This window comes from Nocardioides sp. Leaf374 (assembly GCF_916862475.1).
Classification (GTDB): Bacteria; Actinomycetota; Actinomycetes; order Propionibacteriales; family Nocardioidaceae; genus Nocardioides; species Nocardioides kribbensis.
The window spans coordinates 1-11,129 of record NZ_CAKASO010000066.1; the positions used below are offsets into that span (position 1 = coordinate 1).

An 11,129-nucleotide genomic window follows, 5' to 3' on the forward strand; every position below is an offset into this window, starting at 1 on the left:
GCCGAGCACGGCTACCACCTCACCTCGCTGCGCGCCTTCGACCTCTTCCCGATGACGCACCACGTCGAGTGCGTCGCCCTGCTCGAGCGCGCCTGAGCCGCGGCCCCGCGTCCGCCCAACACCGCGCGACGCCTGCCTCGGCGACCCGCGCCGGGCGCGGGTGTCGGCCTCTCCCTGACCGGCCGAGCCGCCTCAGCGGCGGGCGGCGTAGACCCGGCGCACGACGTCCTCGACGTCGGGCTCCTCGATCGACAGGTCGAGCACCTCGGCGTGCTCGGAGACGGCGGCGAGCACGCGCGCGGCGGTGGTGGTGTCGGGGTCGAAGGACAGCCGCTGGCGCAGGCCACCGCCCTCGCTGCCCAGGTGGCGTACGTCGGGCAGGCCGGTCAGGTCGGGGGTCGCCCCCGCGAGGTCGACGACCATGACCCGCTCGGCGCCGACGGTGCGCGAGAGCCCGGCCAGGTCGCCGTCGAAGACCAGCGCGCCGCGGTCGACCAGCAGCACGCGGTCGCAGAGCCGCTCGACGTCGCCCATGTCGTGGGTGGTCAGCAGCAGGGTCGTGCCGTGGGTGCGGCGCTCGGCGACCAGGAACTCGCGCAGCCGCTGCTTGGAGAGCACGTCGAGGCCGATGGTGGGCTCGTCGAGCACGACCAGCGCGGGGGAGTGCAGCAGCGCCGCGGCCACCTCGGCGCGCATCCGCTGGCCCAGCGAGAGCTGGCGCACCGGGGTGCCGAGGAAGTCGCCCATCTCCAGGCGCTCCACCAGCTCCTCGGTGCGGGCGCGCTCGGCGGCGGCGTCGAGGGAGTGGATCGCGGCCAGGATCTGGAACGACTCGCGCACCGGGAGGTCCCACCACAGCTGCGAGCGCTGCCCGAAGACCACGCCGACGCGGCGCGCCAGGCGGCGCCGGTCCTCGACCGGACGCAGCCCGCAGGTGCGCACCGTGCCGGAGGTCGGCACGAGGATGCCGGCGAGCATCTTGATGGTGGTCGACTTGCCCGCGCCGTTGGCGCCGATGTAGCCCACCGCCTCCCCGGCACCGACGGTGACGGTGAGGTCGTCGACGGCCCTCACGCGGCGGCGGCGCAGCCCGTCGCGCACCGTGAACTCCCGCGTCAGCCCGTGGGTCTCGATCACGGGCCCGGTCTCGCCCGGGCCGCCCGGCAGGGTGCCGGGTGTCGTGGGACCGCTCATCCGCCGCCTCCTCGGTAGTGGCGCACGCCGGTGCGCCAGCTCAGTGTGGCCAGGGCCCAGGCCCACGCCGCGGCCAGCGGTGCGCACCAGCCCAGCCAGCCCGGGAGCCAGTCCGACCCGGGCAGGTCGAGCAGGGCGAGGGCGGGCAGGTAGGCGGTGAAGGCCATGGGGAAGAAGAAGCCGAAGACGACCACCAGCGGCCGCGACCACACGCTGGCCGGCTGCGAGGCGGCGTAGCGCCCGCCGTAGACGAAGGCGTTGGTCAGCTCGGCGCCGTCGAGGAGGAAGAACTGCAGCCCGGCCGCGGTGACGAAGAGCGCGGCGAAGGTGGCGATCCCGCTGACGACGGCCACGAGCAGCAGCGCGACGGTGGCCGGCGACCACGCCACGTCGTTGACCACGAGCCCCGCCACCAGGGCGGCCAGCCCGACGGCCGCACGGGCCAGGCGCCGCAGGCTCAGGTCGCTGGTGACGAGCTGGAGCAGCAGCGGCTGGGGGCGCAGGTAGAAGACGTCCAGGGTGCCGGCGCGCACGTAGGTCGGCAGCGTGTCGCAGTGGCCGAAGGCGAGGTCGGCCAGCGAGAAGCAGAGGTCGGCGAGGCCGAAGACCAGCAGCACCTGCGCGAAGTCGATGCCCCCGAGCCGGTCGACGTTGTGGAAGAGCACCCACACCTCGGCCAGCTCCACCATGCCGACCAGGAGCGAGCTGGCCAGGTCGACGCCGAAGCCGACGCGGTAGGAGCGCTGCGAGCGCGCCCGCGACCCCAGCACCGCGAGGTACGGCGCAGCAGCGCGCCGCCCGCGCGCGAGCGGTCCGCGGCGGGTCCCCGCGGCGGGTGCGGTCCCGGGCCCGGGCCCGGGCTCGGACTCGGTCCCGGTCGCGGGCCGGGCCCGGGTCGGCTCAGCCACCCTGCACCTCCAGGCGGACCCGCCCGGCGCGGGTGAGGAGGTGGCCCGCGAGCAGCACGAGAGCCAGCCACCCGACCTGGGCGGCGACCATCGCGAGCGCGCCGAGGCCCTCCACGCGCCCCGACAGCACGTCGACGGGGTACATCAGCATCGCCGGGAAGGGGGTGGCCTGGGCGAGCGCGACCAGCCAGGAGGGGAAGAGCCAGATCGGCACGAAGAGGCCGGCCAGGAAGCCCGAGACCACCATGTAGAGCACCTGGAGCCCGCGGGCGTCGACCAGCCAGAAGCCGGCGGTGGCCACGACGTAGACCGTGGCCCACGAGAGCACGATGCCGAGCAGCACGCTGAGCGCGCCGAGGGCGTAGGACGCCGGGTGGTCGGGGGTGGCCATGCCCACCACGAGGGCACCGAGCACCACCGAGGGCACGCCGCGGGGGAGCAGCGCGAAGAGCGCCTGGCCCACGGCGGTGGTGATCGTGGCGGCCTGCACGTCGAGAGGGCGCAGGAAGTCGACGGCGATGTCGCCGGTCTTGATCCGCTCGGCCACGTCGGTGCGTCCGAACAGGTTGACCGAGCCGAGCAGACCCTGGGAGAGCCAGATGTAGGCGCTCATCTGCGCCGCGTCGTAGCCGGCCAGCTCGCCGCCGGCGGCCTCGACGGTGGCGAGCAGCACGGCCACCTTGAGCAGCCCGAAGGTGGCGTTGGCGACCAGCCCGCCGAGGGCGGCCAGGCGGTAGGTCGACCCGCGCCGGAAGCCGGCGACCAGCAGTCGCCAGTAGGTCCGCCCCGAGCCACGCACAAGCGCGAGAACCTACCCGCCCCGGCCAGGGGGCGCAATCGACCCGGGTGCCCGACGCGGCGCGGCGTACCGCGATCGCTCGACATGATGTATCTTGACATCAAGACAAACTAACGGTGACCGGTCGCTCGGTGTTAGGGCAGCCTTCCTTTTGAGGGGGTGCGTCCCGACGGCAAGATGGCAGCGGCGAACCAGAGACGGCGACGCGCACGCGTCGCACCAGAGGAGATGAAGGCGCATGCCCAGTCAGGACAGCTTCGGTGCCAAGAGCACCCTGGACGTGGACGGGAAGTCCTACGAGATCTTCCGCCTCGACGCGGTCGAGGGAGAGGGCCTCGACGTCGCGAGCCTGCCCTTCAGCCTCAAGGTGCTGCTGGAGAACCTCCTGCGCACCGAGGACGGCGCCGACATCACCGCCGACGACATCCGCGCGATCGCGGGCTGGGACGCCGACGCCGACCCCAGCAAGGAGATCCAGTTCACGCCGGCGCGCGTGATCATGCAGGACTTCACCGGCGTGCCCTGCGTCGTCGACCTGGCCACGATGCGCGAGGCGATGGCCGAGCTCGGCGGCGACGCCAGCAAGATCAACCCCCTGGCCCCGGCCGAGATGGTCATCGACCACTCCGTGATCGCCGACGTCTTCGGCACCCCCGAGGCCTTCGAGCGCAACGTCGAGATCGAGTACGAGCGCAACCGCGAGCGCTACCAGTTCCTGCGCTGGGGCCAGGGCGCCTTCGACGACTTCAAGGTCGTCCCCCCGGGCACCGGCATCGTGCACCAGGTCAACATCGAGCACCTCGCCCGCACGATCTTCACCCGCGAGGTCGACGGCGAGTTGCAGGCCTACCCCGACACCTGCGTCGGCACCGACTCCCACACCACCATGGTCAACGGCATCGGCGTCGTCGGCTGGGGCGTGGGCGGCATCGAGGCCGAGGCGGCCATGCTCGGCCAGCCCGTCTCCATGCTCATCCCGCGCGTGGTCGGCTTCAAGCTCAACGGCGACCTGCCCGAGGGCACGACCGCCACCGACCTCGTGCTCACCATCACCGAGATGCTGCGCAAGCACGGCGTGGTCGGCAAGTTCGTCGAGTTCTACGGCCCCGGCGTCTCCGCGCTGCCCCTGGCCAACCGCGCCACGATCGGCAACATGAGCCCCGAGTTCGGCTCGACCATCGCGGTCTTCCCGATCGACGAGGAGACCACGAAGTACCTCAAGCTCACCGGCCGCTCCGAGGAGCAGCTCGCGCTGGTCGAGGCCTACGCCAAGGCCCAGGGCCTGTGGCACGACCCGTCGGCCGAGCCGCGCTACTCCGAGCGCCTCGAGCTCGACGTCTCCACCGTCGTGCCGTCGCTGGCCGGCCCGAAGCGCCCCCAGGACCGCGTCGAGGTCACCTCGGCCAAGACCGCCTTCCGCGGTGCGCTGAGCGAGTACGTCGACGAGGGCGACAACGACCCCGACGACGCCGCGGGCGCCACCGGCTACGACGAGACCGTCGAGGAGACCTTCCCGGCCTCCGACGCCCCCTCCCACGAGGGCAACGGCTCGGCCCCGCCGCGCGACTACGTCTCGGCCGCCCCGGCCGACGGCGGTCGCCCGAGCAACCCCGCCCTGGTCACGCTCGCCGACGGCACGCAGTTCGAGCTCGACCACGGCGCCGTCACCATCGCCGCGATCACCTCGTGCACCAACACCTCCAACCCCTCGGTGATGATCGGCGCGGCCCTGCTGGCCAAGAAGGCCGTCGAGAAGGGCCTGCAGCGCAAGCCCTGGGTCAAGACCACCCTCGCGCCCGGCTCGAAGGTCGTCTCGGACTACTACGAGAAGTCCGGCCTCACGCCGTACCTCGACAAGCTCGGCTTCAACCTCGTCGGCTACGGCTGCACGACCTGCATCGGCAACTCGGGCCCGCTCATCCCCGAGGTCAGCCAGGCCGTCAACGACAACGACCTCGCCGTCGTCTCGGTGCTCTCGGGCAACCGCAACTTCGAGGGTCGCATCAACCCCGACATCAAGATGAACTACCTGGCCTCCCCGCCGCTGGTCGTGGCCTACGCCCTGGCCGGATCGATGGACGTCGACCTGTTCACCGACCCGCTGGGTCAGGACACCGACGGCAACGACGTGTTCCTCAAGGACATCTGGCCCAGCGCCGCCGAGGTCGAGGACGTCATCGCCGACGCCATCACCTCGGAGATGTTCACCAAGGACTACGCCGACGTCTTCGCCGGCGACGAGCAGTGGCAGTCGCTGCCCACGCCCGAGGGCAAGACCTTCGCCTGGGACCCCGAGTCCACCTACGTCCGCAAGCCTCCGTACTTCGACGGCATGCCCGACGAGCCGGCCCCGGTCACCGACGTCGAGGGCGCCCGCGTGCTCCTCAAGCTCGGCGACTCGGTCACCACCGACCACATCAGCCCGGCGGGTGCGATCAAGAAGGACTCGCCGGCCGGCCGGTACCTCGCCGAGCACGGCGTCGAGCAGCGCGAGTTCAACTCCTACGGCTCGCGCCGCGGCAACCACGAGGTCATGATCCGCGGCACCTTCGCCAACATCCGCCTGCGCAACCAGATCGCCCCCGGCACCGAGGGCGGCTTCACGCGCGACTTCTCCGCCGACGGCTCCGGCGACGTCACCACCGTCTTCGAGGCCTCGGAGAAGTACATCGCCGAGGGCACCCCGCTGGTCGTGCTGTCGGGCAAGGAGTACGGCTCCGGCTCCTCGCGCGACTGGGCGGCCAAGGGCACCGCGCTGCTGGGCGTCAAGGTCGTCATCGCCGAGTCCTACGAGCGCATCCACCGCTCCAACCTCATCGGCATGGGCGTGCTGCCGCTGCAGTACCCCGAGGGCCAGAGCGCCGAGTCGCTCGGCCTGACCGGCGAGGAGACCTTCTCGGTCACCGGCGTCACCGCCCTCAACGACGGCACCACCCCGAGGACCGTCAAGGTCGTCGCCACCGGTGGCGGCCACGACGACGTCGAGTTCGACGCCGTCGTGCGCATCGACACCCCCGGTGAGGCGAACTACTACCGCAACGGCGGCATCATGCAGTTCGTCCTGCGCAACCTGCTCAAGGCCTGACCGAGCCGGGCCCGTTCGGGCCCGGCCCGACCTGCCCCACCACCGGTGCCCCGGACCGCAGCAGCGGTCCGGGGCACCGGTGCGTCCGGGTGCGTCCGAGCGCGTGCGGGTGTCTCAGGCCGGCGGCGGGGCCAGCGCGAAGAGGTGGTCGAGGACGACCTCGGGGGAGGTGCGCAGGCCGTCGTGCTCGTGCTCGTCGGTGACCCAGGTGCTCAGCGTCGGCACCAGGGCGGCGGTCTCCAGCGACAGCGTCGCGTCGACGTAGGGGTCACGGGCGTAGACCGCGGCCGCGCAGGGCACGTCGACCTCGCCCAGCGCGTCGGCGTCGTAGAGCCGCGGCCAGGCGCGGTGGGCCAGCAGGTCGGCGGCCCCGGCCAGCGGCGCCAGCTCGGAGTCGTCGGCGATCGTCTCGGGGAAGACGTGCTCGCCGACGAAGAGCGTGGGGTCGGCGCGGAACTCCTCGGGCAGGGTGCGCGCCGCGGCCCAGCCCGTCGTGGTGCCGTCGGCGTAGCAGGACTCCTGGAGCAGCGTGTAGAGCGGGTTGCGACCGCCCCACGGCACGAGGTGGGCCAGGTCATGGCGGAAGGCGCGGGAGAGCGGGTCGAGCTCGAGCAGGTGGTGCATCGTCTCCGCGCCGTAGGACATGCCGAGCACGCTGCCGGCGTTGCGGAGGCGGGCGGGGGTCAGCCGGTCGCCGCCGGGCAGGACGATGCGGCCCTCGGCGGCCAGGTCGTGCACGCGTCGCACGCGGTCGCGGTCGGCGGGGTAGCGCTCGTGGAAGAGCCGGTTGCGCTCCAGGACGGTGGGGTAGGTCGCGGCGTAGACGTCGTCGACCGGGCGGGCGACCGGCGGCAGCCCGCCGGTGAAGTAGCCCGCGGCCAGCGACCCCGGCGCCACGCTGAGGTAGTGCAGCAGGCAGAAGCCGCCGAAGGACTGGCCGAGGACCGACCAGCGCTCCACGCCGAGGTGGGCACGCAGCAGCTCGGCGTCGGCGACGATCGCGTCGGCCCGGAAGAGCGCGAGCCGGTCGGCCTGCTCCTGCGGGGTGGCGCCGAGGTCGGCGGGCTCGCCGACCGGCGTGGAGCGGCCGGTGCCGCGCTGGTCGAGCAGCACGACGCGGAAGTGGCGCAGGGCGTGCGCCACCCAGCCGGGCGCGGTGGGGCCGAAGGTGGGCCGGGTCGCCTCCGAGCCCGGACCGCCCTGGAGGAAGACCAGGTGGGGCCGGTGCTCCCCGCCCGGCGCGACGACCTCGCGGGCGAAGACCGTGAGGGTGCCCCGCGAGGGGTCGGCGTGGTCGAGCGGCACCTCCAGCTCGTGCTCGAGGGTGGTCGTGCCGTCGGGGAAGGTCGTGCGCTGGGGGGTCACGGGCCCAGTCTGCTCCCGCCGCCACCTCGGCGTGCCGGGCGAGCGCCTGCGTCGGCGCGGCGGAGCGGGGTGACCGGGCACCGGGTGCACCAGACTGGCCCGATGCCCTCCACCACGACCACCCCGGCCGAGCCCGCGTCGCGCGCCCGGGCCCTGCTGGCCACCGCCGGCCGCCTCGTCCTGACCTGGGTGGTACTGGTCGCCGTGGTGCTCGGCGTCGGCTGGCTGCTCACCCACACGCTCGCCTCCTCGGTGGGCGGGTGGGACGACGACGTCTCGCGCGGCATCGCCGACGAGCGCACCCCGGGGCTGGGCGAGGTGGCCGACGTCGGCACCCTGCTGGCCGACACCCCGGTCGGCATGGCCGTCGCGGCGCTCTCGGCGCTGGCCTTCGCCGCCTGGCGTCGCACCTGGCGCCCGCTGGTCTTCGTGGCGCTCGTCGTGGCCGGCACCGGCGGGATCTACGCCGTCGGCACCCACCTGATCTCGCGTGACCGGCCCCCGGTGCCGATCCTCGACCCGGGGCTCGTGCCCGACCACAGCTTCCCGTCGGGCCACGTCGGCACCGCGGTCACGGCGTACGGCGCCCTGGCCCTGCTCGCCCTCGCCTACTCCGCCGCCGCTCGCCCGTGGGCGCTGGCCATCCTCCTCGTGCCGGCGCTCGTGCTGGCCGCCCGGCTCTACCAGGGCGCCCACCACGTCACCGACGTCGTCACCAGCGTCGGCTACGCCGGCACGTGGCTGCTCGTCGTCGCCCGCGCGGTGCTGCCGTCGCCGGTGGCACGCACGGGGACCGGGGCCGCTCGTGCCGACGGGCCGGGCCCGGCCTCCTGACCGGGTCCGATGAGCCGCGGGCCCCGGTGGCAGGAGGAAGTCCGTCGCCGGGCCCCTCCTTCTCCGGGGCCCGCGACGTGTGGGTGGATGAGGACAGGAAGGACCCCCACCCATGAGCGACGACCTGCGCGAGACGATGAGCCTGCTCGCCGACCGGGCCGACCCGAGCGGCGCGCCCCCCGCCCCCGACGAGCTGTGGGCGCGCGGCGCGGCGTACCGCCGTCGGCGCCGAGCGGTGGGTGCAGCGGGGGTGGCGGCGGTGCTGGTGCTGCTGGCCGCCCTGGGCGGGCTGGCCTGGGACCGGGGGCGCGCCGAGGTCCAGCCGGCGGGTGCCGTCGACCCGGGGGTCGGCGGCGGGCTGCGGCTGCCCGACACCTTCTTCACGCCGAACGACTGGCTGCCCGCCGCCGAGGCGCCGACGGGCCCGCTCGTGGCCACCGTGCCGTGGAGCGACGCCGGCTGGCTCGGCAGCCGACCAGGGCTGGTCGGGGTGTCGGCGACGGGGGAGTACGCGTTCCTCCCGCTCGTCGACGCCGCGCACGGCGACCTCGCCACCGCGCTGTCGGCGGACGGTCGGTGGCTGGCCTGGTGGACCAGCGGCGGTGCGATCACGGGTGCGCCCGTCGACCCCGCGGCCTCGGGCACCGACGCGCCGGTGACGGGCCTGGCGGTGATGGACACGACGACCGGGGAGGTCCGGCGGCGCGAGGTGGTCAGCGAGCACGGGCTGCAGCCCGAGGGCCTGGCCTGGGCCGGCGACACGCTGTGGTGGTCGACCTTCGCCCACACCGACGTCGGGAGCGCCTCGGGGAGCACCTCCTCCTTCCTGAGCGCGGCGGCCTGGGACCTGTCCAACGGCACCAGCATCAGCCTGGGGATCGCGGACCGTCCGGCCTACGTGCCGGGGATGGGCGCCGTCGACAGCGGCTCGCTGGTGGCGACCTCCGGGCGGAGGGTGGTGCGCTACCCCGGCCCCGGTGCGCGAGAGGTGCTTCGGGGCGACCGGCAGCTCCTCGGGGCGGCGTTCGCCTCCCCCGAGGGCCCCACCGTCGTGACCACCGCCTACGCCCGCGGCACCGGGCGGTTCGCCGACCGGCCCACCGAGCCGGTGCTGGCGACCCCGGCGACGGACGGACGGCTCACGGTGCGGCCGCTGCGGGTGGAGGGCTACGCCCCCGAGACCCTGACGCCCGTGGGGTGGCGCGACGCGACCCACGTCGTGCTCGCGGCGAGCGACCTCGAGACCGCCTTCGTCTCCGTCGACGTCGCGACGGGGGAGGCGGAGGTGGTCAGCCGCGCGGAGCTGCAGGTCGCGTCGGCGCAGGTCTCGTTCGCCCAGGGCGTCTGGTCGGCGCCCGAGCGCGACGTCCTCGCGCCGCCCGACCCCTTCGACCCGCGGGCGGTCGCCGCGCTCGGCGTCGTCGTGGTGCTGCTCGGCGCGGCCGGCGTGGGGCTGTGGAGGCGACGTGTCCGCCCCTGACAGCTTCACCTCCTACGTGCTGGCCCGCCGCGGGGCGCTGCTGCGCACGGCCTACCTGCTCACCGGTGACGCCGACGACGCGGAGGACCTCGTGCAGGTCGCGCTGGTCAAGGCCAGCGGCGCGTGGCGCAGGATCGAGGACGACCCGGAGCCCTACGTGCGCCGGATCCTGGTCAACGAGAACGTCTCGCGGTGGCGGCGGCGTCGGTGGCGGGAGGTGTCCACCGACCGGCTGCCCGAGGTGGGCCACGACCCCGTCGGTCGACACGACCAGGCCCTGGTGCTCCGGGCGGCCCTGCAGGCCCTGGCGCCGCGGCAGCGCGCCGTGGTGGTGCTGCGCTACTTCGACGACCTCACCGAGCGCCAGACCGCCGAGCTGCTCGGTGTCTCGGTCGGCACGGTGAAGTCCCAGGCCCGTGACGGCCTGGCCCGTCTGCGCGAGGCGCTGCCGGCCCCGGCGGTGCCGTGAAACGGACCGGCGGCGGGGCGGTGGGAGGAACAGCCCGTCACCGAGGCCCCGGCCTGGCACACTGCCGTCGTGAGCAGACCCGGCCCCGGCGTCCCGCAGTCCGTCCCGCAGTCCGTCCCGCGGCCCGCAGCGTCGTCCGCGGCGTCGTCCGCGGCGCCGCCCGCGACCGCTGGGTCCGCCGCTGGGCCCCGCGCGCCGGGCTGGGCGCGACGCCGGCTGCTCGCGACGGGCGCGCTGGTGGTGGTCGCGGCAGGGCTCGGCTTCGCCGTGGGCCGTGACGCCCGGGTCGTGGAGGAGGACGTCAGCTGCCTCTCGGCGCCGGGCACCATCAGCTGCGAGCTCGAGGACGGGTGGACCGTCTCCGTGCCGCGCGACGTCGCCTGGACCGACCGGCGCGGTGACTTCCACGAGGGTGGTCGGCCGACCTGCCTCCCGCCCACCGGGATCGGCCTCGAGGGCCCCGTGCGCGTGTGGTGGGTCGCCGTCGACGAGCAGGGAGTGGGCCAGAGGCAGGTCGTCAGGGTCGCCTGCTGACCCCACCCGTCGAGCCCGTCGGCAGGGCCGAGCCCGGGCGGTGCTCACGGTCGAGGACGGCGGCGCGGCTACGGTGGGCCCATGATCGTGGCCTTCAGCATCACCCCCACCAGCGGTGACGACACCGGCGGCGTCTCGGAGGCCGTCGCGGCCGCCGTGCGCGTCGTGCGCGAGTCGGGCCTGCCGTGCGAGACCAACGCGATGTTCACCAACATCGAGGGGGAGTGGGACGAGGTGATGGCCGTGGTCAAGCGCGCCGTCGACGTCGTGGCCGCCGTCTCCCCGCGCGTCGGGCTCGTGCTCAAGGCCGACATCCGTCCCGGGTGGGAGGGCCAGCTCAGCGCCAAGGTCGAGCGCGTCGAGCGGATCCTCGAGGGCTGATGAGCAGCCTCCCTCCGCCGGGACCGCCCCCGGCCGGGCCGCCCCCCGGACCGCCGGGCCCGCCGCCGGCCGGCCCGCCC

At 74.4% G+C, this 11,129-nt stretch carries 10 protein-coding genes; 6 read left to right on the forward strand and 4 right to left on the reverse strand.

Translation table 11 applies throughout. The features are described from left to right. Window positions 1-192: 192 nt before the first annotated feature. Genes LPA27_RS18575 through LPA27_RS18585 form a run of 3 tightly spaced genes read right to left on the reverse strand, consistent with a single transcriptional unit; the run spans window position 193 to window position 2,901 of the window. Window positions 193-1,194, reverse strand: coding sequence for an ABC transporter ATP-binding protein (locus LPA27_RS18575; RefSeq protein ID WP_228943430.1), 1,002 nt, complete (start codon window positions 1,192-1,194; stop codon window positions 193-195). Then, a complete protein-coding gene (locus tag LPA27_RS18580) occupies window positions 1,191-2,102 on the reverse strand; it encodes an ABC transporter permease (RefSeq protein WP_228943432.1) in 912 nt (303 codons plus the stop codon). Before LPA27_RS18580 ends, LPA27_RS18575 begins: the two co-directional genes overlap by 4 nt. Then, on the reverse strand, window positions 2,095-2,901 hold the full coding sequence (locus LPA27_RS18585) for an ABC transporter permease (protein WP_056862606.1): 807 nt from the start codon (window positions 2,899-2,901) through the stop codon (window positions 2,095-2,097). The genes LPA27_RS18580 and LPA27_RS18585 overlap by 8 nt, the downstream gene beginning before the upstream one ends. A 238-nt stretch (window positions 2,902-3,139) precedes the next feature. On the opposite strand from LPA27_RS18585, the gene LPA27_RS18590 reads away from it, so the two are divergent. Beyond that, a complete protein-coding gene (locus LPA27_RS18590; protein WP_228943434.1) occupies window positions 3,140-5,986 on the forward strand; it encodes an aconitate hydratase in 2,847 nt (948 codons plus the stop codon). Window positions 5,987-6,100: 114 nt separating this feature from the next. On the opposite strand, the gene LPA27_RS18595 is transcribed toward LPA27_RS18590, so the two are convergent. Next, a complete protein-coding gene (locus tag LPA27_RS18595; protein ID WP_228943436.1) occupies window positions 6,101-7,351 on the reverse strand; it encodes an alpha/beta fold hydrolase in 1,251 nt (416 codons plus the stop codon). Window positions 7,352-7,453: 102 nt separating this feature from the next. Here LPA27_RS18595 and LPA27_RS18600 point away from each other — a divergent pair, with 102 nt between their 5' ends. The 5 genes from LPA27_RS18600 (at window position 7,454) to LPA27_RS18620 (ending at window position 11,049) form a co-directional block, all read left to right on the forward strand. After that, window positions 7,454-8,185, forward strand: coding sequence for a phosphatase PAP2 family protein (locus LPA27_RS18600; protein WP_228943438.1), 732 nt, complete (start codon window positions 7,454-7,456; stop codon window positions 8,183-8,185). Between the two features lie 112 nt (window positions 8,186-8,297). Beyond that, complete coding sequence (locus LPA27_RS18605; protein WP_228943440.1) at window positions 8,298-9,665, forward strand: hypothetical protein; 1,368 nt, start codon at window positions 8,298-8,300, stop codon at window positions 9,663-9,665. Next, a complete protein-coding gene (locus LPA27_RS18610) occupies window positions 9,652-10,134 on the forward strand; it encodes a SigE family RNA polymerase sigma factor (RefSeq protein WP_228943442.1) in 483 nt (160 codons plus the stop codon). The genes LPA27_RS18605 and LPA27_RS18610 overlap by 14 nt, the downstream gene beginning before the upstream one ends. A 237-nt stretch (window positions 10,135-10,371) precedes the next feature. Then, a complete protein-coding gene (locus LPA27_RS18615) occupies window positions 10,372-10,668 on the forward strand; it encodes a hypothetical protein (protein ID WP_228943443.1) in 297 nt (98 codons plus the stop codon). Window positions 10,669-10,749: 81 nt separating this feature from the next. After that, complete coding sequence (locus LPA27_RS18620; protein ID WP_056904452.1) at window positions 10,750-11,049, forward strand: thiamine-binding protein; 300 nt, start codon at window positions 10,750-10,752, stop codon at window positions 11,047-11,049. Window positions 11,050-11,129: the final 80 nt, after the last annotated feature.

Bases quoted from the DNA above. Each gene is read 5' to 3' on its own strand.
- LPA27_RS18575 (WP_228943430.1), bottom strand. From the start codon at position 1,194: ATGAGCGGTCCCACGACACCCGGCACCCTGCCGGGCGGCCCGGGCGAG.
- LPA27_RS18590 (WP_228943434.1), top strand. From the start codon at position 3,140: ATGCCCAGTCAGGACAGCTTCGGTGCCAAGAGCACCCTGGACGTGGAC.
- LPA27_RS18600 (WP_228943438.1), top strand. From the start codon at position 7,454: ATGCCCTCCACCACGACCACCCCGGCCGAGCCCGCGTCGCGCGCCCGG.
- LPA27_RS18605 (WP_228943440.1), top strand. From the start codon at position 8,298: ATGAGCGACGACCTGCGCGAGACGATGAGCCTGCTCGCCGACCGGGCC.
- LPA27_RS18620 (WP_056904452.1), top strand. From the start codon at position 10,750: ATGATCGTGGCCTTCAGCATCACCCCCACCAGCGGTGACGACACCGGC.